The sequence below is a fragment of the Micromonospora sp. 067-2 genome (genome assembly GCF_046549295.1).
In the GTDB taxonomy this organism is placed as follows: Bacteria; Actinomycetota; Actinomycetes; order Mycobacteriales; family Micromonosporaceae; genus Micromonospora.
In genome coordinates this window covers 441,360-464,081 of the sequence record NZ_JAJPWB010000006.1, presented here as the reverse complement: position 1 = coordinate 464,081, position 22,722 = coordinate 441,360, and the positions used below count along the sequence as shown (strand labels likewise).

Below are 22,722 nucleotides of genomic sequence, written 5' to 3'. Positions count from 1 at the left end.
GTCGCTCAGGCAGCCGTGGGGTGGGCCAGCGAGGCCAGCGCGCGTCGGACGTCGGCGAGCGAGACGGTGGCGGAGTCGTCCAGGTCGGCCAGGCCAGCCTCGATCCACTGGCGCATCAGCGTGGTGACCCCGATGCCCCGGGCGTCGGCGGCGGCCCGCACCCGCTCGTAGGTCTCCAGTGGCAGCCGGACCGACCGGCTCACCATGGGCACGTCGGTGTCGGGGGTGGGCAGATCTCCCGCCGGGCTCTCGTCGATCAACTCGGCGATCCGGTCGTCGCCGCTGTGGAACTGCTTGGTCGCGTCGTTACGGTGCATCGTCACGGCCTCCTCATCGGCGAGATCTCCGTACGGCCTCGTCGTAGCGCTTGGACTCGACGTCGCTCAGCTCGCGAGCGGACAGGATGTCCCAGTCGTTGTCGGTGCCGTCGGCCTCGGCGAGCAGCACCGCCAGTCGGCGTCCCCGCCGGGCGACGGCGTAGACCACCATCACGTCGTCGCCCAGGTGGCGGATCACCCGTCGGGCGCTGTGCAGCGCCTCCCAGACTTCCCCGGGCGTGACGTCGTAGACCCTCAGGTTGGCCAACGCCTCGTCGGTGAAGCTGAACCTGGTGCCCACGGACAGAGCGTACCACGCCCGTAACACGCGGCTGAGATGAGTCGATTTTCGCTGATCAGGGTTCCGCGGTGACAGGATGGGGCGTAATCCCCTTGAGGAGGTTCATGGTGAAGCGTCAGGCCTACCAGCCGATTCTGATCACCGACGCCTCGCGCAGCCAGAACGACCAGCTCACCAGCCGACAGCGCCGCTACGTCCTGATGATGGGCGTCCGGGTGCTCTGCATCATCGCCGGCGCGATCCTGTTCAGCGTGAACGCGCCGCTGCTCTGGCTGTGGCTGCCGCTCTGTGGTCTGGGCATGGTGCTCATCCCCTGGCTGGCCGTGCTGCTGGCCAACGACCGGCCGCCCAAGGAGGAGCACCGGCTGGCCAACCGGTTCCGCCCCCGCCACCAGGACGACACCCCGCCGATGAGCCTCACGGCCGAGGAGCGCCCGCACAAGGTCATCGACCTCGAACCCTGACCCCCGCCCGGGCCAGGGTTCGAGCGGTCACGGCTGTGGCCGTCCGCCGACCGAGCAGACGGCGAGCGCCCCCAGGTCGCTGGCGCGGTCGAGCGCCGCTGTCGGGGTGGCACCGGCGAGCCAGGCGGTGAGCAGACCGGCCGCGAAGGCGTCACCCGCCCCGGTGACGTCCACCACCGCCACCCGCCGGGCCGGTGCCACGCTGACCGCGGCCGTCCGATCCACCCAGACCGCGCCGGCCGCACCGTTCTTCACCACCACCCGCCGGGCGGACGCCGACAGCACCCGCCCCTGTGCCGCCGGGTCCAGGCCGCCGGCCAGCGCCGTGGCCTCGTCCGCGTTGACCAGCAGCAGGTCGATGTCGCGTACCCAGCTCAGGAAGACCGCCGCCCCGACCCGCCGCAGCGGCGCCGCGGAGGCCGCGTCGACGCTGGTGGTGAGCCCGCGCTCGCGGGCGGCGGCCAGCGCCCGCAGCCCGGCGCCGCGCGACCCGGCGTCCAACAGGGTGTACGCGGACAGATGCAGATGCCCAGCGTCGGGCACCGCCGCGAGGGCCCGGTCGACGTGCTCGGCGCTCAGCCGCAGGTTCGCACCCCGCTGGCTGACCATGGTGCGCTCGGCGTTCGTGGCCAGCACGATCACCGTGCCGGTCGCGGCGCCCTCGATCCGGTCGATCGCGCACTCGACGCCCGCCCGTTCGAGCTCGGTCACCCGGTCCCGCCCCGCGTCGTCGTCGCCGACCGCAGCGACCAACGTGACGTCCACCCCCTGTGCGGCCACCCAGGCGGCGGTGTTGGCCGCCTGCCCACCGCCCCCGACAGTGATACCGGCCGAGGTGTCCGAACCCACCGCGAGCGGCCCGGACAGCACGGCGACCACGTCGGTGATCACGTCTCCGACCACGACCACACGGGCCGGACGGGTCATGCCGGGACGGCGGTGGAGCGGGCGGCCGCGGCCACCGCGATCTGCGCGGCCAGCGTGGCGTTGCGCAGGATGATCCGGACATTCACCGTCAGGCTCGCGCCCTCGGTGGCCGAGTGGAAGTGCGCCAACAGGTACGGGGTCACGGCCTTCCCGGTCACCCCGTCCCGGTCCAGTCGGGCCAGGCCCTCGGCGAGGGTCCGGTCGTGCAGCTCCGGATCGAGCTGCTCGTCGATCGGCAACGGGTTGGCGACGATCAGGCCGCCGGCGTGCACGGCCTGCTGGTCACGGGCGTCGAGCACGGCGGCCACCTGCTCCGGCGAATCCAGCGACCAGTCCAGGTCGAAGCCGCCGTCGGTGAGATAGAAGCCGGGGAAGCGGCGGGTGCGGTAGCCGACCACGGCGACCCCCAGGGTCTCCAGCCGCTCCAGGGTCGCGCCCACGTCGAGGATCGACTTGACCCCGGCGCAGACCACCGCGATCGGGGTCCGGGCCAGGGTGACGAGGTCGGCTGACTCGTCGAAGGTGTGCACGGCCTCCCGGTGCACCCCGCCCAGACCGCCGGTGGCGAACACGCCGATGCCGGCTGCCGCGGCCACCGCGCTGGTCGCGGCCACGGTCGTGGCGCCGTCCGCGCCGGTCGCCGCTGCTACCGCCAGGTCGCGTACGGAGAGCTTTGTCACACCATCGACGGTGGCCAACCGGGTCAGCTGCGCGTCGTCCAGGCCGACCACCAGCTCGCCGCCGATCATGCCGATGGTCGCCGGCACCGCCCCGGCGTCCCGGACCGTCTGTTCGATCTCCCGGGCCACGCGCAAGTTCTCCGGGCGGGGCAGACCGTGCGAGACGATGGTGCTCTCCAGGGCGACGACGGGCCGGCCGCCGTGCAGGGCGTCGGCCACCTCGGTGCCGTAGCTGATGCGAAAGTCAGTCACACCGGGCACGGTACGGGGTCGTGCTCCGGCCGGCCTCAAGTGGACCCGGCCGTGATGACCTGCCAAACTTGACGGTTGGAGGTGCAGACGTGAGCACAGAGGTTCTCGAGCGTCCAGAGCTGAAGGACGCCGACACCGGTCCCGAGATGTTCCACTACGTCCGCAAGGAGAAGATCGCCGAGAGTGCCGTCATGGGCACCTACGTCGTCGCGCTCTGCGGAGAGACCTTCCCGGTCACCAAGGCGGCAAAGCCGGGTTCGCCGGTCTGCCCCAAGTGCAAGGAGATCTACGACTCGTACCGGGAGTGAACGGCGGCCGGCATCCCGGCCGGCGACGTAGCCTGCGGCGGTGACCACCTCCACCGCCCTGCTCCTCGCCGACCTGACCGGGGTGGCGGTGTTCGCGGCCTCCGGGGCGTCGGCGGCGGTGGCCAAACGGCTCGACCTGTTCGGTGTCGCGTTCGTCGGCTTCGTGGCCGCCCTCGGTGGCGGCATCTTCCGGGACCTGGTCATCGACGAGGTGCCACCGCTGGCCTTCGCCGACTGGCGGTACGCGACCACCGCCGCGATCACCGCCCTCGCTGTCTTCTGGCTGCACCCGCAGCTGGCCCGGCTGCGCACCACGGTGCTGGTGCTGGACGCGGCGGGCCTCGGCCTGTTCACCGTGACCGGCACGCTCAAGGCGCTCGACGCCCGGGTGCCCGCCGTCGGCGCCTGCCTGATCGGCATGCTCACCGCGATCGGCGGCGGCCTCGGCCGTGACCTGCTCACCGGCGAGATTCCGGTGGTGCTGCGCCGGGAGATCTACGCCGTGGCCGCGCTGGCCGGATCGGTCACGGTGGCACTGCTGTACATCACCGGGCAGACCGGGCCCGCCCCGCTCACCGCCGCCGCCGTACTGGTCTTCGGGCTGCGCCTGGTCGCGCTGCGCCGGCGCTGGTCCGCCCCTGTCGCGACGCTGCGCCCGCCGCGCACCAGCGGGGCGGATCCGCGTACCGACCGGGAGTGGTGAGGCGTCGCGACGGGCCGCCCGGCGGGGCTGGCGGAGGTGGCGGATGTGACCAGCGTGGCGTCGCCTGGGCCGGGAGGCCCGCGCTGGTTATGCTGAGTCGGCCTTCGCGGCAGTTTCTGCGCGGAGGCGTTTTCATGGGCGGCGGTACTCGTGGCCCTCGCCCCGGATCCGCCCTCGGGCGGTCGGAGAGGAGCTTCGCGTGGCAGCCCGGACGCCGGTGCTCGAGACGTTCCCGGCTCTACGTGCCTGGCAGCGCAAGGCCCTGGTGGAGTACCTGCGCCGGCGCACCGACGACTTCACCGCCGTCGCCACGCCGGGCGCCGGAAAGACCACCTTCGCGCTGCGGATCGCGGCCGAGCTGCTCGGCGACGGCACCGTCGAGGCGGTCACCGTGGTCGCCCCGACCGAGCACCTCAAGAACCAGTGGGCGGACGCCGCAGCCCGGGTGGGTATCCAGCTGGACGCCGCGTTCCGCAACGCCGACCTGCACTCGGCGGCCGACTTCCACGGTGCGGTGGTCACCTACGCGCAGGTGGGGATGGCCCCGCAGGTGCACCGGCGGCGCACCATGACCCGACGCACCCTGGTCATCCTCGACGAGATCCACCACGCCGGCGACTCCCGGTCCTGGGGCGACGGGGTGAAGGCATCCTTCGAGCCCGCCGTACGCCGACTCATGCTCACCGGCACGCCGTTCCGCTCCGACGACAACCCGATCCCGTTCGTCAGCTACGAGCGCGGCGGCGACGGGCTGCTGCGGTCCCGCGCCGACTCGGTGTACGGCTACTCCGACGCGCTGCGCGACGGGGTCGTCCGGCCGGTGCTCTTTCTGGCGTACTCCGGTGAGACCCGCTGGCGGACCAACGCGGGGGAGGAGTTGGCGGCCCGGCTCGGCGAGCCGATGACCCAGGACCTGGTGGCGCAGGCGTGGCGTACCGCACTGGACCCGGCCGGCGACTGGATGCCACAGGTGCTGCGGGCCGCCGACGCCCGGCTCACCGTGCTGCGCAACGCCGGAATGGCCGACGCCGGTGGGCTGATCATCGCGACCGACCAGCAGACCGCCCGCTCGTACGCCAAGCTGATCGAGCAGGTGAGCGGCGAGAAGGCCGCCGTGGTGCTCTCCGACGACCAGGGTGCCTCCGCGCGGATCGCGACGTTCGCGGCGTCCGACCAGCGGTGGCTGGTCGCGGTGCGGATGGTGTCCGAGGGCGTCGACATCCCACGGCTCGCCGTCGGGGTCTACGCCACCAGCGCCAGCACTCCGCTCTACTTCGCCCAGGCGATCGGCCGGTTCGTCCGCGCACGCCTGCCCGGGGAGACCGCGTCGGTCTTCCTGCCCAGCGTGCCGCACCTGCTCGGGCTGGCCAGCGAGATGGAGACCGAGCGGGACCACGTGCTCGGCAAACCCAAGGAATCCGACGGTCTAGACGACGATCTGCTGGAACGTGCCCAGCGCGACGACCAGGCCAGCGGGGAACTGGAGAAGCGGTTCGCCGCACTCTCGGCCACCGCCGAGCTGGACCAGGTGATCTTCGACGGCGCGTCCTTCGGCACTGCCGCCCAGGCCGGCACCCCCGAGGAGGAGGAATACCTCGGCCTGCCCGGTCTGCTCACCGCGGACCAGGTCTCGCTGCTGCTGACCAAGCGCCAGACCGAGCAGCTCGCCGCCCAGCGCCGCCGTACCGCCGAGCGGGGCGCTCAGCCGGCTTCTGCGCCCGCGGCGGCGCCGCCGGCACCCATGAGCGCCGCCCAGCGCCGCGTGGCGCTCCGGCGCCAGCTGAACGCCCTGGTGGCCGCCAGGCATCACCGCACCAACCAGCCCCACGGCAAGATCCATGCGGAGCTCCGCCGCCTCTGCGGCGGACCGCCCAGTGCCCAGGCCACCATCGAGCAGTTAGAGGAACGCATCGCCACCGTGCAGACCCTCTAACCCCACCCCCACCACCCGCACCGCCTGTCCCATGCAGCTTGGCCGCGCCCGTGCGGCCCTTTGCGCCCCGAGCCAGCCTGGCACCTGGCTTCTTACCCCGTGGGGCTCGGGGCGCGGGCGAGGGCTGGTGGTTAGAGAAAAGCCGACCGGAGACACCCTCAGGTGTCTCCGGTCGGCTATGTCGGGTTGCGGATTCAGTTCTCCATCAGTTCGGCGCCACGCCAGCTGAACTCGGGGTCCGTTGCGAACCGGACGGTGATCTTCACGAGATCCTCCGCGTACTTGTTCGCGTGGTGCCCACAGAACACCAACTCGCTCCCACCCGCCAGAGTGATCCGGAGCTTGCCGGCAGCATTGCAGCGGTCGCACCGTTCATCGGCGGCTGGGGGCGCCACCGTTGCGGGCGGCGGCGTGAGGGTCGGGGTCATCGCCTTCCTCCTCTGGTCGTCACCGATGAACAATCTCTTCGGTCGTTGCTCACCTATCGTGCAACACCCTTGCCGGGCAGTGCCTTCCCTGTGTGCCCGCGGGGGACCGAGGTCACACATGGCAGGGACAGTGTGCCGTGCACCCAGGGTGCCACGTCAACGATCACATTCGTGCATCCGGACGATCACCATCTGGCGTTGCACGCCAAGTGGTCAAAACGACACGTTCGGTTGACGAAACCCGCTCAGTCCAGGTAATCCCGGAGGACCTGCGACCGGGACGGGTGACGCAGCTTGGACATCGTCTTGGACTCGATCTGCCGGATCCGCTCCCGGGTCACCCCGTAGACCTGGCCGATCTCGTCCAGCGTCCTCGGCTGGCCGTCGGTCAGGCCGAAGCGCAGGCGTACCACGCCCGCCTCACGCTCGGAGAGCGTCTGCAGCACCTGCTGGAGCTGGTCCTGCAGGAGCGAGAACGAGACGGCGTCGACCGCGACCACGGCCTCGGAATCCTCGATGAAGTCACCGAGCTGGCTGTCGCCCTCGTCACCGATGGTCTGGTCCAGCGAGATGGGCTCCCGGGCGTACTGCTGGATCTCCAGCACCTTCTCGGGTGTGATGTCCATCTCCTTGGCCAGCTCCTCCGGCGTGGGCTCGCGGCCCAGGTCCTGGAGCAGCTCGCGCTGTATGCGACCGAGCTTGTTGATGACCTCGACCATGTGCACCGGGATGCGGATGGTGCGGGCCTGGTCGGCCATCGCGCGGGTGATCGCCTGCCGGATCCACCAGGTGGCGTATGTGGAGAACTTGTAGCCCTTGGTGTAGTCGAACTTCTCCACCGCGCGGATCAGGCCGAGATTGCCCTCCTGGATCAGGTCGAGGAAGGCCATGCCGCGCCCCGTGTACCGCTTGGCCAGCGAGACCACCAGACGGAGGTTCGCCTCCAGTAGGTGGTTCTTGGCGCGCTCGCCGTCACGGGAGATCCAGCCCAGGTCGCGGACCATCTCCCGGCTCAGCTTCTCCTCGCCCTCGTCGGCCGCGCGCAGCCGCTCGGCGGCGTAGAGCCCGGCCTCGATCCGCTTGGCGAGCTCCACCTCCTGCTCGGCGTTGAGCAGCGGGACCTTGCCGATCTGCTTCAGGTAGGCCCGGACCGAGTCGGCGGAGGCGGTCAGCTCGGCGTCGCGTCGCGCCTGCTTGAGCGCCTCGGACTCCTCGTCGTCCCATTCGAAGTCGTTGTCGGTGGCCGAGGCGGCGGCGTCGGTCTCGGCGGCCTGGGCCAGCTCAGCCGGCTCCTCGACCACCACGTCCTCGATGGTGGCGGCGAGTTCCTCCGGGTCGATCTCACCCTCGGCGCCCGCGCCCTTGGCCGACTTGGCACCAGCGGCCGCGGCGACCGTCGCCTTGGTGGCCCGGGTAGACCTGGTCGCCGGCGGCGGCGTCGCCGCCGCGGCGGCGACCTCGGCGGTGCTGCCGGTGACCTTGCGGGCTGCCACCTTCCGGGGAGCCGGCGTCGACGGCCCCTCGTCGGAGGCGGGTGCCTGCTTCGGCGCCGGCGCGGCGGCCTTCTTGGTGGTCTTGGCGGTGGTGGCCCGGGACGCCGGCGTGGTCGAGCGGGCCGCGGCGACCCGGCGGCGGGTGCTCGCCGAGCCGTCCACCACCACGGTCACTCCCGCCTCGGAGAGTGCCCGCAGGATCTTCTTGGCCTGCGCCGGAGTCACCTCGGCGGACTCGACGGTGCGCGCGAGCTGGGCCGACGTGAGCTGACCACCGGCGCTCTGCGCGTGGGCGATCAGGGTGTCGGTGAGCGAGCGAACGTCGGCGCCGGTCTGGCGGGGTTCTGTCACGAATGACCTTCCGGAGGCGAAGAGCGGGTACGGCCGGGTCGTCCGGCACAGCGTGGGGCAACAGGCCGGGCGATGTGTTGAGGGACCCCCGTGTCCCGGGCCGGCCGGTGGTCGGCGGTCCGTGGCGCGTGGGCGCAGGGGTGAATTGTAACGCCGTCTGCGGCGATCATCCTGCGCCGCACGGCGGAACGGCGGTTGGGGGCCGCCAATTCGGCGCAGATGTGGACTTTGTAAGGATGATACTCGCGCGTGGCCCGGAACACCCCGGTCGTGCGGGAAGGGGACCTGGGATGGACCGATCGGTGCCGGTACCGCACGAACTGTTGGCGATCGCGGTGGACGTGGCGCGGGACGCCGCGGCCACGGCGTACCGGATGCGGGTCGAGGGCGTCTCGGTGGCGGCGACCAAGAGCACGGTGACCGACGTGGTCACCGCCGCGGACCGCGCGGTCGAACGGCAGGTGCTCGACGCGCTGCACCGGCTGCGGCCCGGCGACGCCGTGCTCGGCGAGGAGTACGGCGCGGGGGACACCGGGTCGGTCGGGCCGGGCGGCGTGCGGTGGATCGTCGACCCGATCGACGGCACCGTCAACTACCTGTACGGGTTGCCGTACAGCGCGGTGTCGCTCGCCGCCGAGGTGGACGGGGTGGCGGTCGCCGGCGTGGTGCGCAATCTGAGCACCGGCGAGGAGTGGACCGCCACGGCCGGCGGTGGCGCCTGGCGCGACGGTGTCCGGTTGCGCTGCTCCGCTGAGACCGACCTGGGGCAGGCGCTGGTCGGCACCGGCTTCGGCTACGACGCCCGCCGCCGGGCGCACCAGGCGCGGGTGGTCGCCGGGCTGATCGCACACGTGCGGGACATCCGGCGGCTCGGTGCCGCCGCGCTGGACCTCTGCCTGGTCGCGGAGGGGCGGTTGGACGCGTACTTCGAGAAGGGTCTGGCCGCCTGGGACCTGGCCGCCGGAGGGCTGGTGGCGGCCGAGGCGGGCGCGCGGGTCGCCGGCCTGGGCGGCGACGCGGCCGGCCCGGACCTGGTGATCGCGGCCCCGCCCGCGCTCTTCGCGCCGCTGCATGACCGGCTGGCCGCCCTGGACGCGGCCGGTGGCCCCTGACCGGCGCTCCGACGAGGAGGCGGGATGAGTCAGCTCGCGCCGGTCACTTCTTGACCGGGGCCGGGCAGGTGCCCTTGGGTGCCTGCGGCGCGCCCAGGTCGCCGAGGGACTGGTTGACCTCGGTCGTGGTGGCCAGCTGTTGGAAGGCGCTGCCCAGCACGACGTCCACGGTGTCGTCGGTGCGCTTGGGGTCGTAGTCGGGTTTGGCCTCGTTGAGGAAGTACGCGCGCAGCAGGTGGGCCGAGCCGACGCCCTTGGGCCCGTACCGCAGCACGGCCACGTCGTCGATCGCCTTGGCGTTGCCGACCTTCACGACCTGGAACTTCCGGTTACGGAAGTCGTCGGCGACGCTGCCGGCCCGGCCGGCCTCGTCGGTCGCGTTCAGGACGTTGATCTTGACGTCCTTGGTCTCGTGCAGGGTGACGTCGGCCAACGGCCAGCCGTCCGGGCAGCCCTTGGCGGTGCCCGTGTCGCCCTGGGTGTCGCGGACCATCGCGAGGACGACGAAGGTCAGGGCCAGCACCGCCAGCAGGCCGACGACGACGAGTGCTCGCACTCGCGCAAAACTCATCTGCGCTCCCGGACCAGAGGTTGGTGGCAGCGGTCGCGCGGACCGCCGGCCGTCGAATACGCCGCTGAGGTTAACGGTTGTCCGGCCGTCGCGTGGAAACAGCCCGACATGCCGGCGCGCCGACCGCGAACCGGGTACTACTACCCCTATCTTCGTGTCGCCTGAGTCACATTGGGAACAACTTCGCGTGCGGGGGCGTACATCTCAGCCGCGAGGGCGGTATACATGCCTCGCCCAACTGGGGGTAAGGTTCCGCGCTCGCAGGGGAGTCGCCCCAGCGGTCTCGACCCGTTCGGTCCCCGGGTCGGGTGCCCGACACAAGTGGTGGCCGGCCAACGGAACCGAAACAGCGTCGTCCGGCGTTACAACCGGAAGCGACAACATCGATATGGGAGAGTGAAAACCGATGGCCACCGACTACGACGCCCCGCGTCGCGACGAGGTCGACCTCGGCGAGGACAGCCTGGAAGAGCTCAAGGCCCGGCGCGTCGACTCACAGTCGGCCGCGGTGGATGTCGACGAGGCCGAGGTGGCCGAGAGCTTTGAGCTGCCCGGTGCCGATCTGGCCGACGAGGAGCTCACGGTCAAGGTACTACCGATGCAGCAGGACGAGTTCCGGTGCGCCCGCTGCTTCCTGGTGCACCACCGCAGCCAGCTGGCGGTCGAGCGTAACGGCGAGCTGATCTGCCGCGAGTGCGTCTGACACTCGCGACACCAGCGGCGGCCTCCTGATCGGGGCCGCCGCTGCCGGTGTAGCCATGCGGCACGGGTGGGTACCTGCTTGACTCGTAGCGGGTAGCCACAGCACCGGGAGGTCCGATCCATGAGCGAACGAGGCGACACCACCGGCGGCGGCGCGGACGAGCTCGGTGCCACCGTCGCGGCGTTGACCGCGGACGACATCGAGCCGGCCCGCCGTCGTCAACTGCTCACCCGTCTGGTCGGGCAGGCCCGCGTCCGTGGGCTCGCCGACCTGTTCAAGCCGCGCGCCGCCGTCCGCTGGATGGTCGACACCGTCGCCGAGATCGCTCCGCACGTGCCGGTACGGGACCTCGCCACCCTGCGCGGACACTTCCCCGGGCTGGACGACGACGCCCTGGCCGAGCGGTTGATCCGCAATGCGGCCCGGACCACCGCCGGGATCGGCGCGGCCGGCGGGGGAGTCGCCGCCGTCGAATGGACGGTCGCACCCACCCTGCTCTCGGCACCGGTGCTGCTCGCCGCCGAGACGGTCGCCGTGGTGGCCGTGGAGCTCAAGCTGATCGGCGAGTTGCACGAGGTGCACGGCGTGGAGCTGCCGCCCGGGGGCAGCCAACGAGCTGTCGCCCTGATGCACTCCTGGGCCACCCAGCGCGGAATCAACCCGATGGTGCCCGGTGTGGGGGTGGGCGCGGTGCTCGGCACGGCCGCCCGCAAGGAGCTGCGGGACACCCTCCTGCGGCGCTTCGGGCGCAACCTCACCACGCTCGGGCCGTTCCTCACCGGCGCGGCGGTGGCCAGCTTCCTCAACCGCCGGGCCACCCGGTCGATGGCCGACCAGCTCCAGGTGGACCTGCGCCGGCGCGGAATCGCCCGGCCGGCGCCCCCGCCGGCCCTACCCGGCCCACCGACCGGCACCTGAGGCGGCCGCGGTTCAGCCTCGCTCGCCGGCCGTACGGTCGGCGAGCGGTGGGGCGTCCCGGGCGGCCAGTAGCGCCTCGGCCAGCTCGACCGGATGCCTGGTGCTCACCACCCAGAACGGAGTCGGATCGGCCGGGTCGTCGAGCACCACCTGCACGGCGCCGCCGATCCACGGCCGCTGCACCACGAAGGCGAGCGGGTGCGCGCCCACCCCGAGCACCTCGCGGCGGCCGGCCGCGTCCAGTGGCACCACGTCGGCCACGAACCGCGCCGGCACCCGGGCGTCGTCCACCCGCAACTCGACCTCGGCGACCGCGACACGGATCCGGCCGAGCCACCACAACCCGGCCGCGGTGAGCGGCAGCAGCACCGCGAACGGCAGCCAGGCGCGGACGCCGGAGGCGCCCATCCAGATCTCGACGGCCAGCAGCGCGGCGGCCACCAACCCGGCCAGCCACAACCACCAGGGCAGATTCAGCCGTTCGGCGTACGCCGGGCGCGCCGCGACCGGCGGCTGACCGGCGGACGGGGAGGGCGACATGCTCACTCCTGCGAGGGTACGGCGCACGGCGGCCCGGGCAACCGGCAGGATGGCAGGGTCACCCCGATGCAACCGGACGGAAGAGGGGACCTGTGACGGACGTCGTACCCGTGCCCGTACGCCTGCTCGATGCCGAGCTGCCGCTGCCCGCGTACTCCCATCCCGGCGACGCCGGGGCCGACCTGGTGGCGGCCGCGGACGTGGAGCTGCCGCCCGGCGGCCGGGCCCTGGTGCCCACCGGCGTGGCCATCGCGCTGCCGGAGGGGTACGTGGGACTGGTCCATCCCCGCTCCGGTCTGGCGGCCAGGCTCGGCGTGACGGTGCTCAACGCGCCCGGTACGGTCGACGCCGGCTACCGGGGTGAGATTCTGGTCAACCTGATCAACCATGATCGGGAGAAGCCGGCGATGATCTCCCGTGGCGACCGGATCGCGCAGCTCGTCGTCCAGCGGGTCGCACGGGCCCGGTTCGAACCGGTGGTCGAGCTGCCCGGGTCCCACCGTGGAACCGGCGGGCACGGCTCCACCGGCGGACACGCCGGACTGGTGCCGTCGCCGACGGGCCAGGACCGGGTCGAGCAGCGGCGGGGCGAGTCGGGCCGAGGGTGGACGGAAGAGGTGGCAGGGTGAGTGTGAACAGCGGAGGGTGGGCGCAGTGATCTTCTCCCGGAAGCGGGCCGACGCCGGACGGCAGGCCCGTGACGAGCGGCCCACCGAGGTCGGCGGCACCAGCGTCGAGGAGTCGACGCCCGCGCTGGAACGCGGCCCGTACGACATCTCCGAGGTCAACGACGACGTGCAGCGGCTCGACCTGGGCAGCCTGCACATCCCGGCGATCGCCGAGGTGGAGGTGCGGGTGCAGGCCGACCCGCAGGGCGTTGTCCAGCAGGTGGTGCTGGTGCACGGCGAGAACGCGCTGCAGCTCGGCGTCTTCGCCGCCCCCCGCTCCGAGGGCATCTGGGACGAGGTGCGCGACGAGATCCGCCAGTCGCTGCTCAGCGACGGTGCCACCGCGCAGGAGGTCGACGGCGAGTACGGCCCCGAGCTGCACGCCCAGGTGCGTACCCAGGACGGCCCGACGAATCTGCGGTTCGTCGGCGTCGACGGGCCGCGCTGGATGGTTCGCGGCGTGTTCCAGGGGCCGGTGGCCACCGACCCGACCAGCGCCGGGCCGCTGGCCGAGTGCCTGGACGGTCTGGTGGTCGACCGGGGTCAGGAGGCCAAGCCGGTCCGGGAGCCGCTGCCGCTGAGGCTGCCCAAGGAGGTCGCCGACCAGGCCGCTGCCGAGGCCGGGGACGCGTCCGCCGCCCAACCGCGCCAGGTCTGACCCGGGCGCACCGGCGCGCCGGAATCGGCCCCGTCGGCGTACGCTGGCGGCACGGTTCCGGCGTCGCCGGGGTGGCCGAGGCCGGTGGGCGTGGAGAGGGTGACGCGGAGGTCATGACGACCGACGAGAGCCGGGTGTCGCTGCGGCGGTTCCTGGAGCGGTTCACCGCCAGCGAGGCCGAGATCGACGCGCAGGAGCTACGTCGGGAGAGCGCCGAGTGCGGCGGTGTCCCGGCCCAGCAGTGCTCGCGGGGCCAGGTGGTCTCGGTCGCCGGGCGGCTGCGCACGGTGGTCTACACGCCGCGGACCAACCTGCCCACCCTCGAGGCCGACCTGTACGACGGCACGGACGTGGTCACCCTGGTCTGGCTGGGTCGGCGGCACATCGCCGGGATCGAGCCGGGGCGGCACCTGACGGCGCGCGGCCGGGTGGCGATGCGCGACGACCGCAAGGTCATCTACAACCCGTACTACGAGCTGGACTCGCCGAAGTGACGGCGCTGCGGACGAAAGGCCGGCGATGACGACGGGACAGGACCGGGCGGCGCAGCCGGAGACCGGCTCCGGAGACGACGAGCAACTGCCGACGATCGCCGAGCAGATGGCCGACCAGCTCGGCGGTTGGCGGGGGCTGGTGGAGTCCAGCATCCCGGTGGTGGTCTTCGTGATCGCCAACGTCATCGGTGAGCTGCGGCCGGCGGTGATCGCCTCGGTGGCCGTCGCACTGCTGATCGCCGGGCTGCGGTTGGCCCAGCGCCGGCCGATCCGGCACGCCATGAACGGGCTCTTCGGCGTCGGCATCGGTGCCGCCATCGCGTGGCGTACCGGCGACGAGCGGGACTTCTACCTACCCGGCATCCTCTACGGCATCGGCTACGGCATCGCCCTGCTGATCTCGGCGGCCATCCGGCAGCCGCTGGTCGGCTGGATCTGGTCGGTGTTGGTGGCCAAGGGCCGCGCCCAGTGGCGGGACGACCCGAAGCTGGTGCGCACCTTCACCCAGCTGACCGTGCTCTGGGGCGTGGTCTGGTTGGCCAAGGTGGGCGTGCAGGCCGGGCTGTACCTGGCCCACCAGGACACCGCGCTGGGCGTGGCCCGGCTGGCGCTGGGCTACCCGCCGTACGCGCTGCTGCTGCTGATCACGGTCTGGACGGTGCGCCGGGTCACCCGGGAGTCGCAACCCACCCCGCTGCCCGGCGCCTGAGCGCCCCGCCGGGTCTCAGCGCGAGCCGCGGGTCCGTTCGACGCTGTCCGGGCCGAGGATCACCGCGCGTACCTGGTCCTCCACCTCGGCGGTGCAGACGAAGATCAGTTCGTCGCCGGCCTCGATCGGGTCGTCCGGGCTGGGCACCAGAACCCGCTTGCCACGCAGGATCGCCACGAGAGCCGAGTCGCGGGGCAGCGGCACGGCGTGGATCGGTTGGCCGACGTACGGCGCGGTCGGCGGCAGCGTGATCTCGACCAGGTTCGCCTCACCCTGCCGGAAGGTCATCAACCGGACCAGGTCGCCGACGGTGACCGCCTCCTCGACCAGCGCGGCCATCACCCGCGGCTTGCTCACCGCGACGTCCACGCCCCACTGCTCGGTGAACAGCCACTCGTTCTCGGCCCGGTTGACCCGGGCGACCACGCGGGGCACCGCGAACTCGGTCTTGGCCAGCAGTGACACCACCAGGTTGACCTTGTCGTCGCCGGTCGCCGCGACGACCACGTCGCAGCCGGCGACGTTGGCCTCCTCCAGGCTGGCCAGCTCGCAGGCGTCGGCGAGCACCCACTCGGCGGCCGGCACCCGCTCCGGGCGCAGCATCTTCGGCTGGCGCTCGATGAGCATCACCTGGTGGCCGTTCTCGATCAGCTCCTGGGCGATCGAGCGGCCCACGTTGCCGGCGCCCGCGATGGCGATCCGCATGGCTCAGTGCCCCCCTTCCGGCGGCGTCGCCGCCACCGACGTGACCGTCGCCACGATGTCGTCGCTGACCAGCATGAACACCTGGTCACCCTCCTGTACGACGCTGGAGGCGGTGGGCAGGGTGCCGATGCCGAAGCGGATCAGGTAGGCCACCCGCGCCCCGGTCGAATCCTCCAGCGCGCGCACCGGTCGGCCGATCCAGTCCTTGTGCACCGGGACCTCGACGATCGACACGGTGCTCGTGGGGTCGCGGAAGATCTCCACGTTGCCCTCCGGCACCAGGTGTCGCATCATCCGGTCGGCCGTCCAGCGCACCGTCGCGACGGTGGGAATGCCCAGCCGCTCGTAGACCTGCGCGCGGCGCTGGTCGTAGATGCGTGCCGCGACCCGGGACACACCGAACGTCTCCCGGGCGAGTCGGGCGGAGATGATGTTGGAGTTGTCGCCGCTGGAGACGGCCGCGAAGGCGTCCGCCCGCTCGATCCCGGCCTGCCGCAGCACATCGCCGTCAAAACCGGCCCCGGTCACCGTGATGCCGGCGAAGTCGGGGCCGAGCCGGCGGAACGCGTCGGCGTCCTGGTCGATCACCGCCACCGAGTGCCCCCGGGACTCCAGGCTGTGGGCGAGGGTCGACCCGACCCGGCCACACCCCATGATCACGACGTGCACGCTGTCCCTCCCAAGGTGCGTACCGCTTCGCCCGCGGTGGCCTTCCGAGTGCGAGCCTGCCACGTCCGGGTCGACAGCGGGGACCGACCGTACCCCGTCGCCCCGGCCGGCAGTGATCGCCCACCCCCGCACCCGCGCCGTGGTGGTCGTACCCTTGGCGTTCGTGGCCAGTCCCACCTCGCTGCTGAAGCGACTCCTCCTCGGTCGACCGTTCCGGTCCGACCGGCTGCAGCACACCCTGTTGCCGAAGCGCATCGCGCTGCCCGTGTTCGCCTCCGACGCGCTGTCCAGCGTCGCGTACGCGCCCGACGAGATCCTCCTGACCCTCTCCATCGCCGGAGCCTCGGCGTTCCTGTTCTCCCCGTGGATCGCGCTGGCCGTGGTCGTGGTGATGTTGACGGTGGTGGCCAGCTACCGGCAGAACGTGCACGCCTACCCCTCCGGTGGCGGCGACTACGAGGTCGCCACGGTCAACCTGGGCCCGAAGTTCGGCGTGGGCGTGGCAAGTGCCCTGCTGGTCGACTACGTGCTCACGGTGGCGGTGTCGGTCTCCTCCGGCGTGGCCAACCTCGGCTCGGTGGTGCCGTTCGTGGCCACCCACAAGGTCCTGATCGCGGTGTTCGCGGTGGTGCTGCTGACCGCGGTCAACCTGCGCGGGCTGCGCGAGTCGGGCACGGCGTTCGCCATCCCCACCTACGGCTTCGTGATCGTGATGCTCGGGATGCTGCTCACCGGGCTGTTCCGAGTCTTCGTACTGGGCGACGACCTCCGCGCGCCGAGCGCCGACCTGGTGATCCAGGCCGAGCACAGCGTGACCGGTTTCGCGTTGGTCTTCCTGCTGCTGCGAACGTTCAGCTCGGGCGCCGCGGCGCTCACCGGCGTCGAGGCGATCTCCAACGGGGTGCCGGCGTTCAAGGCGCCGAAGAGTCGCAACGCCGCCACCACCCTGCTGCTGCTCGGCACCATCTCGGTGAGCATGCTGGTGGGGATCATCTGGCTGGCCCGGCTGACCCACCTGCAGTTCGTCGAGGATCCGGCGCTCCAGATCGTCTCCGGCCCCGAGGGGTACGTGCAGAAGACCGTCACGACCCAGCTCGGCGAGACGGTCTTCGGCTCCGGGTCGATCCTGCTCTACGTGCTGGCCGGGGTGACCGCCCTGATCCTCTTCCTGGCCGCGAACACCGCCTTCAACGGCTTCCCGGTGCTCGGCTCGATCCTCGCGCAGGACCGCTACCTGCCCCGGCAGTTCCACACCCGGGGCGACCGGCTGGCGTTCTCCAACGGCATCGTCTCCCTCGCCGTCTTCGCGATCGTGCTGATCGTCGGCTTCCAGGCCGAGGTGACCCGGCTCATCCAGCTCTACATCGTCGGGGTCTTCGTCTCGTTCACCGTCTCCCAGGCCGGCATGATCCGGCACTGGAACCGGCACCTGCGCACCGAGCGGGACCCGGAGGCCCGCCGCCGGATGCACCGGTCCCGGGTCATCAACACGTTCGGCATGGGCCTGACCGGAACGGTGCTGGTGATCGTGCTGATCACCAAGTTCCTGCTCGGCGCCTGGATCGCGATCGCCGCGATGGCGGTGATCTACGTGCTGATGCTGGCCATCCGCCGGCACTACGACCGGGTCGCCGCCGAGTTGATCCCGCCGGACGAGGGTCGGGCCGTGCTGCCCGCCCGCAACCACGCGATCGTGCTGGTCAGCAAGCTGCACCAGCCGACCCTGCGGGCCATCGCGTACGCCCGGGCCACCCGCCCGGACACGCTGACCGCGGTGACCGTCAACGTGGACGACAAGGACACCCGGGACCTGCAGGCCGGCTGGGAGCGGCGGGACATGGCCATTCCGCTCACCGTGATCGACTCGCCGTACCGGGAGATCACCCGGCCGATCCTGGACTTCGTCGCCTCCACCCGCCGCAAGTCGCCCCGGGACGTGGTCACCGTCTTCATTCCGGAGTACGTGGTGGGGCGCTGGTGGGAGAACCTGCTGCACAACCAGAGCGCGCTGCGCCTCAAGGGTCGTCTGCTCTTCGAGCCGGGGGTGATGGTGGTCAGCGTTCCGTGGCAGCTCGCCTCGACCGCCAACAAGAACCTGGACCGGTTGGACGCCACACTGTCCCGGACGCCGGCGCGCGGGCCCCGACCGGCTGTGCGCGGCACCCCACCGGCGGTGGTCCCCGCGCCGCCGGTCGACAGCGGGCCGGTCGACAGCGGGCCGGTCGGGAGCGGCCGTGACTGAGCCGGACGTACGGGCCGTGACACCGCCGCCGGAGCGTGGGCTGGCCGAGGCGGAGCGGGTCGAGCTGACCGTGGACGCGGTCGCCCCCGGCGGGCACTGCGTGGCCCGGGTGGACGGGCAGGTGGTCTTCGTCCGGCACGCGCTGCCCGGCGAGCGGGTGATCGCCGAGGTCACCGAGGTGCACCGGGGGTTCGTCCGGGCCGACGCGGTGACCGTGCTGGACGCCTCCGCGGACCGGGTCGAGCCGCCCTGCCCGTACGCCAAGCCGGGTGCCTGCGGCGGCTGTGACCTGCAACACGTCGCCCCGGACGCGCAGCTCGCCTGGAAGCTCGCCGTGGTGCGGGAGCAGTTGGTCCGCCTCGGCGGGCTGACCGACGCCGAGCTGGACCAGCTCGGCGTGCGGGTCGAGGCGCTGCCCGGCGGGCTGCTGGGCTGGCGTTCCCGGGTCCGTTACGCGGTGGACGCCGCAGACCGTGCCGGCCTGCTGAAGCACCGCTCGCACGAGGTGGTGCCGATCGACCGCTGCCGCATCGCCCACCCCGCCATCCAGCAGCTGCCGGTGCTCACCCCGACCGGCGCGACCTGGCCGGCGGCCGAGACGGTGGAGACCGTCGCCAGCACCGGCGGGGACGTGACCGTCGCGGAGGTCCGTGACGGGGTGACCGCCCCGGTGAGCGGGCCGGCCGTGGTGCGTGAGGTGGCCGCCGGGCGGGACTGGACGCTGCCCGCGTCCGCCTTCTGGCAGGTGCACCCGGCTGCGGCCGACACCCTGTCCGCGGCCGTGCTGGAGCTGCTCGACCCGCGCGACGGTGAGGTGGCGTGGGACCTCTACGGCGGTGCCGGGCTGTTCGCCGCCGGGTTGGCTGCCCGGGTCGGTGCGACCGGACGGGTGACCCTGGTGGAGGCCGCGGCGCAGGGCGTCGCCGCCGCCCGGGAGAACCTGGCCGATCTGCCGCGGGTCGAGGTGGTGTCGGCCCGCGTCGAGACCGCGCTGGCCCGCCGACGGATCACCGGCCCGGTCGACGTGGTGGTGCTCGACCCCCCGCGCGCCGGGGCGGGCGCGCCGGTGGTCCGTGCGCTGGTCGCCGCCGGTCCGCGCGCGATCGCGTACGTGGCCTGCGACCCGGCCGCCTTCGCCCGGGACGTGCGCACCTTCACCGAGCTCGGCTGGCGGCTGAGCGCACTGCGCGGCTTCGACCTCTTCCCGATGACGCAGCACGTCGAGCTGGTCGGGCTGCTGCTCCCGCCGCAATGAGCGACCTCACGACGCGAGCTAGCTGCCTCGACCCGATGACTGTCGTCGGGTTGATGTCGGGGACGTCGTACGACGGCGTGGACGTGGTGGCGGCGGAGTTCACCGTCGAGGGCGACACCCTGTGGCTGCGCCCGCTGGGCCACCGGGGGCTGGACTACGACGAGGGGCTACGCGCCGAGATCGCCGCGCTGCTGCCGCCGGCGGCCACCACCATCGAGGCGGTCTGTCGGCTCGACAACCGCCTCGGTGCGGTCTTCGCCGAGGCGGCGGCCGTTGGCGTGCAGCTGGCCGGCGGGCGGGCCGACGCGGTGGTCTCGCCCGGACAGACGGTCTTCCACTGGGTCGCCGACGGGGTGGCTTGGGGCACACTGCAACTGGGCGGGGTCGCCCGGGTGGCGGCCCGGGTCGGCGTACCGGTGCTCAGCGACCTGCGCTCGGCGGACATCGCCGCCGGCGGGCAGGGCGCGCCGCTGGTGCCGGCGTTCGACGCGTTGCTGCTGGGGGAGGCCGACGGCGCCGCCGCGCCCCGCGCGGCGCTGAACCTCGGCGGCATCGCCAACCTCACCGTGGTCGCGCCGGGGGTGCCGGTGCTCGGGTACGACGTGGGCCCGGCCAACGCCCTGCTGGACGCGGCGGCCCGGCGCTTCCTGGACCGCCCGTGTGACCTCGACGGCGCACGGGCGGCGGCCGGCCGTGTGCACCCGGGCCTGCTCGCCGAGCTGCTGGCCGAGCCGTACTACGCGGCGCCGCCGCCCAAGTCTACGGGCAAGGAGCTGTTCGGAGCCGGCTACCTCGATCGGCAGCTGGCCGCGCTCGGCGAGCCGGTGCCGGTGGACGACCTGCTGGCCACGCTGACGGAGCTGACCGCTCGGGTGGTGGCCGCCGAGTGCGACCGGCACCGGGTGGCCGAGGTGGTCGCCGCCGGTGGCGGTGTGCGCAACCCCACCCTGCTGGGTCGGCTCGCCGCCCTGGGTGCCGGCCGGTGGCGGCTGCGGGGCTCCGACGAGCTGGGTGTGCCCGCGCAGGCCAAGGAGGCGTACGCCTTCGCGCTGCTGGGTTGGCTGTCCTGGCACGGCCTGCCCGGGTCGATCTCGTCGGTGACCGGCGCCACCCGGGGCGCCGTGCTCGGCTCGTGGACCCCCGCGGGTCCGGCGTACCCCGGCAGCCCGGCCGCCCCGCCACGCCGGCTGCGCATCCGGGCCTGAGCAGGCCCGACCACGGTGCGGTCGCCGGTCGTGACACCTGGTTCACCGGGGGTCTGACCAGGCGCTCAGCCGGCTGCCGGTGGCCGGGGCCGGGCGCGCCGGCTCGGGCCAGGCTGCGGAGTACCGGAGGGCCGATAGACTCTGCGGTCATGAGCGTTGAAGAGGACACGGCCAACCACGGTCGGCTGCTGGGGACGGTGCGCGGTCCGCAGGACGTCAAGCGGATGTCCGTCGAGGAACTGGACGTCCTCGCCGCCGAGATCCGGGACTTCCTGATCGCCAAGGTCTCCCGCACCGGCGGGCACGTCGGGCCCAACCTCGGTGTGGTCGAGTTGACGCTGGCCATGCACCGCGTCTTCGACTCCCCCCGGGACCGGCTCCTGTTCGACACCGGCCACCAGGCGTACGTGCACAAGATCGTGACCGGTCGGCAGGCCGGCTTCGACAAGCTGCGCCAGCGCGGTGGCCTGTCCGGCTACCCCAGCCAGGCGGAGAGCGAACACGACCTGATCGAGAACTCGCACGCCTCCACCGCGCTCTCCTACGCCGACGGGCTGGCCAAGGCGTACGCCCTGCGGGGCGAGGCGCGCAGCGTGGTGGCCGTGGTCGGCGACGGCGCGCTCACCGGCGGCATGTGCTGGGAGGCGCTGAACAACATCGCCACCGCAGGCAACCCGCTGGTCATCGTGGTCAACGACAACGGTCGCTCGTACGCCCCGACCATCGGCGGACTGGCCGACCACCTCTCCTCGCTGCGACTCAACCCCGGCTACGAGAGGGTCCTCGACACGGTGAAGGACGCCCTCGGCTCCACGCCGCTGGTCGGCCGACCGATGTACGAGGTGCTGCACGCCGTCAAGAAGGGCATCAAGGACGCGGTCGCCCCGCAGGCCATGTTCGAGGACCTCGGCATCAAGTACGTCGGCCCGGTGGACGGGCACGACGTGGCGGCGGTCGAGTCGGCGTTGCGGTCGGCGAAGAACTTCGGCGGCCCGGTGATCGTGCACGCCGTCACCCGCAAGGGCTACGGCTACCGCCCGGCCGAGGAGGACGAGGCGGACTGCCTGCACGGTCCCAGCAGCGCCTTCGACGTGGAGACCGGCGCGCTGCTGGCCGCCCCCTCGGTGAAGTGGACCCACGTCTTCGCCGACGAGCTGCTGGCCGTCGCCGACGAGCGGCCGGACGTGGTGGGCATCACCGCCGCGATGGCCGAGCCGACCGGCATCGCCAAGCTCGCCCGCAAGTACCCCGAGCGGGTGTACGACGTGGGCATCGCCGAGCAGCACGCCGCCACCTCGGCGGCCGGGCTGGCGCTGGGCGGCCTGCACCCGGTGGTGGCGGTCTACGCCACCTTCCTCAACCGTGCCTTCGACCAGGTTCTGCTGGACGTGGCGATGCACAAGCTGCCGGTGACCTTCGTGCTGGACCGGGCCGGCATCACCGGCCCGGACGGCCCCAGCCACTACGGCATCTGGGACATGTCGGTCTTTGGCGTGGTGCCCGGGCTGCGGATCGCCGCTCCCCGGGACGCCGCCACGCTGCGTGAGGAGCTGCGCGAGGCGGTGGCCGTCGACAACGGCCCGACCGTGGTGCGCTTCCCCACCGGTGCGGTCGCCGCGGACCTGCCGGCGCTGCGCCGGGTCGGCCCGGTCGACGTGCTGGCCGAGTCGGCCCGTACCGACGTGCTGCTGGTCGCGGTCGGCTCGTTCGGCCAGCTGGGCATGGAGGTGGCCGCCCGGGTCGCCGAGCAGGGCTACGGGGTCACCGTCGTCGACCCCCGGTGGGTCCGCCCGGTCCCGGCCGAGCTGGTCGAGCTGGCCGCCGGCCACCGGCTCGTGGTCAGCGTCGAGGACGGCGTCCGCGTCGGTGGTGTGGGCGACGCGCTGGGCCAGGCGATGCGCGACGCCGACGTCCGCGTGCCGCTCAAGGACCTGGGCGTACCGGCCGACTGGCACCCGCACGGCACCCGCGCCCAGATCCTCGCCGACCTGCGCCTGACCGCGCAGGACGTGGCCCGCGACGTCACCGGCTGGATCTCCGGCCTGGACGCCACCCCGGACCGCCTCACCGCGAGCGACGCGGCCGCACAGAACTGACGAGACTCGTACGCCGATGA

25 protein-coding genes are annotated in these 22,722 nt (G+C 72.5%); 15 read left to right on the top strand and 10 right to left on the bottom strand.

Annotated elements, in window-relative coordinates:
* Positions 1 to 5: 5 nt before the first annotated feature.
* Complete coding sequence (locus tag ACLJN9_RS17505; protein ID WP_410812495.1) at positions 6 to 317, bottom strand: hypothetical protein; 312 nt, start codon at positions 315 to 317, stop codon at positions 6 to 8.
* Positions 318 to 330: 13 nt separating this feature from the next.
* On the bottom strand, positions 331 to 618 hold the full coding sequence (locus ACLJN9_RS17500) for a hypothetical protein (RefSeq protein WP_410812427.1): 288 nt from the start codon (positions 616 to 618) through the stop codon (positions 331 to 333).
* A 104-nt stretch (positions 619 to 722) separates the two neighbouring features.
* On the opposite strand from ACLJN9_RS17500, the gene ACLJN9_RS17495 reads away from it, so the two are divergent.
* Positions 723 to 1,082 carry a DUF3099 domain-containing protein gene (locus ACLJN9_RS17495; RefSeq protein WP_410812426.1) on the top strand — a complete coding sequence of 120 codons (360 nt, stop codon included), beginning with the start codon at positions 723 to 725 and terminating at the stop codon, positions 1,080 to 1,082.
* Between the two features lie 27 nt (positions 1,083 to 1,109).
* Here ACLJN9_RS17495 and ACLJN9_RS17490 read toward each other — a convergent pair whose 3' ends face one another.
* Together ACLJN9_RS17490 and ACLJN9_RS17485 are read right to left on the bottom strand one after the other, a co-directional pair.
* Complete coding sequence (locus ACLJN9_RS17490; RefSeq protein ID WP_410812425.1) at positions 1,110 to 2,009, bottom strand: carbohydrate kinase family protein; 900 nt, start codon at positions 2,007 to 2,009, stop codon at positions 1,110 to 1,112.
* Positions 2,006 to 2,941 carry a pseudouridine-5'-phosphate glycosidase gene (locus tag ACLJN9_RS17485; RefSeq protein ID WP_410812424.1) on the bottom strand — a complete coding sequence of 312 codons (936 nt, stop codon included), beginning with the start codon at positions 2,939 to 2,941 and terminating at the stop codon, positions 2,006 to 2,008. The genes ACLJN9_RS17490 and ACLJN9_RS17485 overlap by 4 nt, the downstream gene beginning before the upstream one ends.
* 89 nt (positions 2,942 to 3,030) lie before the next feature.
* On the opposite strand from ACLJN9_RS17485, the gene ACLJN9_RS17480 reads away from it, so the two are divergent.
* The 3 genes from ACLJN9_RS17480 to ACLJN9_RS17470 all read left to right on the top strand — a co-directional run bounded on the left by ACLJN9_RS17480 (position 3,031) and on the right by ACLJN9_RS17470 (position 5,885).
* Positions 3,031 to 3,249, top strand: coding sequence for a DUF3039 domain-containing protein (locus ACLJN9_RS17480; protein ID WP_088946800.1), 219 nt, complete (start codon positions 3,031 to 3,033; stop codon positions 3,247 to 3,249).
* Between the two features lie 40 nt (positions 3,250 to 3,289).
* On the top strand, positions 3,290 to 3,952 hold the full coding sequence (locus tag ACLJN9_RS17475; RefSeq protein ID WP_410812423.1) for a trimeric intracellular cation channel family protein: 663 nt from the start codon (positions 3,290 to 3,292) through the stop codon (positions 3,950 to 3,952).
* A gap of 199 nt (positions 3,953 to 4,151) precedes the next feature.
* Entirely contained in the window at positions 4,152 to 5,885 is a 1,734-nt protein-coding gene (locus ACLJN9_RS17470; RefSeq protein WP_410812422.1) for a DEAD/DEAH box helicase, read from the top strand.
* A gap of 194 nt (positions 5,886 to 6,079) precedes the next feature.
* Here the strand turns inward: ACLJN9_RS17470 and ACLJN9_RS17465 are convergent, their stop codons facing one another.
* Both ACLJN9_RS17465 and ACLJN9_RS17460 read right to left on the bottom strand, forming a co-directional pair.
* Entirely contained in the window at positions 6,080 to 6,313 is a 234-nt protein-coding gene (locus ACLJN9_RS17465; protein WP_410812421.1) for a hypothetical protein, read from the bottom strand.
* 245 nt (positions 6,314 to 6,558) lie between these two features.
* A complete protein-coding gene (locus ACLJN9_RS17460; protein ID WP_410812420.1) occupies positions 6,559 to 8,157 on the bottom strand; it encodes an RNA polymerase sigma factor in 1,599 nt (532 codons plus the stop codon).
* Positions 8,158 to 8,447: 290 nt separating this feature from the next.
* Between ACLJN9_RS17460 and ACLJN9_RS17455 the strand changes: the two genes are divergently transcribed.
* Positions 8,448 to 9,269 carry an inositol monophosphatase family protein gene (locus ACLJN9_RS17455; RefSeq protein ID WP_410812419.1) on the top strand — a complete coding sequence of 274 codons (822 nt, stop codon included), beginning with the start codon at positions 8,448 to 8,450 and terminating at the stop codon, positions 9,267 to 9,269.
* Between the two features lie 43 nt (positions 9,270 to 9,312).
* On the opposite strand, the gene ACLJN9_RS17450 is transcribed toward ACLJN9_RS17455, so the two are convergent.
* Positions 9,313 to 9,825, bottom strand: coding sequence for a LytR C-terminal domain-containing protein (locus ACLJN9_RS17450; protein ID WP_410812494.1), 513 nt, complete (start codon positions 9,823 to 9,825; stop codon positions 9,313 to 9,315).
* Positions 9,826 to 10,246: 421 nt separating this feature from the next.
* Here ACLJN9_RS17450 and ACLJN9_RS17445 point away from each other — a divergent pair, with 421 nt between their 5' ends.
* The gene (locus ACLJN9_RS17445) at positions 10,247 to 10,543 is read left to right on the top strand and encodes a DUF4193 domain-containing protein (protein ID WP_210907470.1); all 297 of its coding nucleotides are present in this window, start codon (positions 10,247 to 10,249) and stop codon (positions 10,541 to 10,543) included.
* A 120-nt stretch (positions 10,544 to 10,663) separates the two neighbouring features.
* Positions 10,664 to 11,461 carry a hypothetical protein gene (locus ACLJN9_RS17440; protein WP_410812418.1) on the top strand — a complete coding sequence of 266 codons (798 nt, stop codon included), beginning with the start codon at positions 10,664 to 10,666 and terminating at the stop codon, positions 11,459 to 11,461.
* A gap of 12 nt (positions 11,462 to 11,473) precedes the next feature.
* On the opposite strand, the gene ACLJN9_RS17435 is transcribed toward ACLJN9_RS17440, so the two are convergent.
* Positions 11,474 to 12,001, bottom strand: coding sequence for a DUF3093 domain-containing protein (locus ACLJN9_RS17435; RefSeq protein WP_410812492.1), 528 nt, complete (start codon positions 11,999 to 12,001; stop codon positions 11,474 to 11,476).
* 92 nt (positions 12,002 to 12,093) lie between these two features.
* Here ACLJN9_RS17435 and dut point away from each other — a divergent pair, with 92 nt between their 5' ends.
* From dut to ACLJN9_RS17415, 4 genes are all read left to right on the top strand, one after another.
* Positions 12,094 to 12,630 (top strand): dUTP diphosphatase, encoded by a 537-nt coding sequence (dut, locus tag ACLJN9_RS17430; RefSeq protein ID WP_410812417.1) that lies wholly within the window; start codon positions 12,094 to 12,096, stop codon positions 12,628 to 12,630.
* A gap of 25 nt (positions 12,631 to 12,655) precedes the next feature.
* Complete coding sequence (locus ACLJN9_RS17425) at positions 12,656 to 13,327, top strand: DUF3710 domain-containing protein (RefSeq protein ID WP_410812415.1); 672 nt, start codon at positions 12,656 to 12,658, stop codon at positions 13,325 to 13,327.
* A 113-nt stretch (positions 13,328 to 13,440) separates the two neighbouring features.
* Entirely contained in the window at positions 13,441 to 13,821 is a 381-nt protein-coding gene (locus tag ACLJN9_RS17420; RefSeq protein WP_410812414.1) for an OB-fold nucleic acid binding domain-containing protein, read from the top strand.
* Between the two features lie 25 nt (positions 13,822 to 13,846).
* Entirely contained in the window at positions 13,847 to 14,530 is a 684-nt protein-coding gene (locus ACLJN9_RS17415; RefSeq protein WP_410812412.1) for a DUF3159 domain-containing protein, read from the top strand.
* Positions 14,531 to 14,545: 15 nt separating this feature from the next.
* Here ACLJN9_RS17415 and ACLJN9_RS17410 read toward each other — a convergent pair whose 3' ends face one another.
* Together ACLJN9_RS17410 and ACLJN9_RS17405 are read right to left on the bottom strand one after the other, a co-directional pair.
* Positions 14,546 to 15,235 (bottom strand): potassium channel family protein, encoded by a 690-nt coding sequence (locus ACLJN9_RS17410; protein ID WP_410812411.1) that lies wholly within the window; start codon positions 15,233 to 15,235, stop codon positions 14,546 to 14,548.
* 3 nt (positions 15,236 to 15,238) lie between these two features.
* The gene (locus tag ACLJN9_RS17405; protein WP_410812410.1) at positions 15,239 to 15,904 is read right to left on the bottom strand and encodes a potassium channel family protein; all 666 of its coding nucleotides are present in this window, start codon (positions 15,902 to 15,904) and stop codon (positions 15,239 to 15,241) included.
* Between the two features lie 163 nt (positions 15,905 to 16,067).
* On the opposite strand from ACLJN9_RS17405, the gene ACLJN9_RS17400 reads away from it, so the two are divergent.
* The 4 genes from ACLJN9_RS17400 (at position 16,068) to dxs (ending at position 22,702) form a co-directional block, all read left to right on the top strand.
* Positions 16,068 to 18,146 carry an APC family permease gene (locus ACLJN9_RS17400; RefSeq protein ID WP_410812409.1) on the top strand — a complete coding sequence of 693 codons (2,079 nt, stop codon included), beginning with the start codon at positions 16,068 to 16,070 and terminating at the stop codon, positions 18,144 to 18,146.
* Positions 18,139 to 19,401, top strand: coding sequence for a class I SAM-dependent RNA methyltransferase (locus tag ACLJN9_RS17395; RefSeq protein ID WP_410812408.1), 1,263 nt, complete (start codon positions 18,139 to 18,141; stop codon positions 19,399 to 19,401). Before ACLJN9_RS17400 ends, ACLJN9_RS17395 begins: the two co-directional genes overlap by 8 nt.
* Before the next feature lie 35 nt (positions 19,402 to 19,436).
* A complete protein-coding gene (locus ACLJN9_RS17390; protein ID WP_410812407.1) occupies positions 19,437 to 20,606 on the top strand; it encodes an anhydro-N-acetylmuramic acid kinase in 1,170 nt (389 codons plus the stop codon).
* Positions 20,607 to 20,755: 149 nt separating this feature from the next.
* A complete protein-coding gene (dxs, locus tag ACLJN9_RS17385; RefSeq protein WP_410812406.1) occupies positions 20,756 to 22,702 on the top strand; it encodes a 1-deoxy-D-xylulose-5-phosphate synthase in 1,947 nt (648 codons plus the stop codon).
* Positions 22,703 to 22,722 lie beyond the last annotated feature (20 nt).

Excerpts from the sequence above, each read along its gene's own strand:
- ACLJN9_RS17440 (WP_410812418.1), top strand. The coding sequence starts at position 10,664 with ATGAGCGAACGAGGCGACACCACCGGCGGCGGCGCGGACGAGCTCGGT.
- ACLJN9_RS17465 (WP_410812421.1), bottom strand. The coding sequence starts at position 6,313 with ATGACCCCGACCCTCACGCCGCCGCCCGCAACGGTGGCGCCCCCAGCC.
- ACLJN9_RS17410 (WP_410812411.1), bottom strand. The coding sequence starts at position 15,235 with ATGCGGATCGCCATCGCGGGCGCCGGCAACGTGGGCCGCTCGATCGCC.
- ACLJN9_RS17455 (WP_410812419.1), top strand. The coding sequence starts at position 8,448 with ATGGACCGATCGGTGCCGGTACCGCACGAACTGTTGGCGATCGCGGTG.
- dxs (WP_410812406.1), top strand. The coding sequence starts at position 20,756 with ATGAGCGTTGAAGAGGACACGGCCAACCACGGTCGGCTGCTGGGGACG.
- ACLJN9_RS17435 (WP_410812492.1), bottom strand. The coding sequence starts at position 12,001 with ATGTCGCCCTCCCCGTCCGCCGGTCAGCCGCCGGTCGCGGCGCGCCCG.
- ACLJN9_RS17390 (WP_410812407.1), top strand. The coding sequence starts at position 19,437 with ATGACTGTCGTCGGGTTGATGTCGGGGACGTCGTACGACGGCGTGGAC.
- ACLJN9_RS17420 (WP_410812414.1), top strand. The coding sequence starts at position 13,441 with ATGACGACCGACGAGAGCCGGGTGTCGCTGCGGCGGTTCCTGGAGCGG.
- ACLJN9_RS17495 (WP_410812426.1), top strand. The coding sequence starts at position 723 with ATGGTGAAGCGTCAGGCCTACCAGCCGATTCTGATCACCGACGCCTCG.
- ACLJN9_RS17505 (WP_410812495.1), bottom strand. The coding sequence starts at position 317 with ATGCACCGTAACGACGCGACCAAGCAGTTCCACAGCGGCGACGACCGG.
- ACLJN9_RS17490 (WP_410812425.1), bottom strand. The coding sequence starts at position 2,009 with ATGACCCGTCCGGCCCGTGTGGTCGTGGTCGGAGACGTGATCACCGAC.
- ACLJN9_RS17415 (WP_410812412.1), top strand. The coding sequence starts at position 13,847 with ATGACGACGGGACAGGACCGGGCGGCGCAGCCGGAGACCGGCTCCGGA.
- ACLJN9_RS17445 (WP_210907470.1), top strand. The coding sequence starts at position 10,247 with ATGGCCACCGACTACGACGCCCCGCGTCGCGACGAGGTCGACCTCGGC.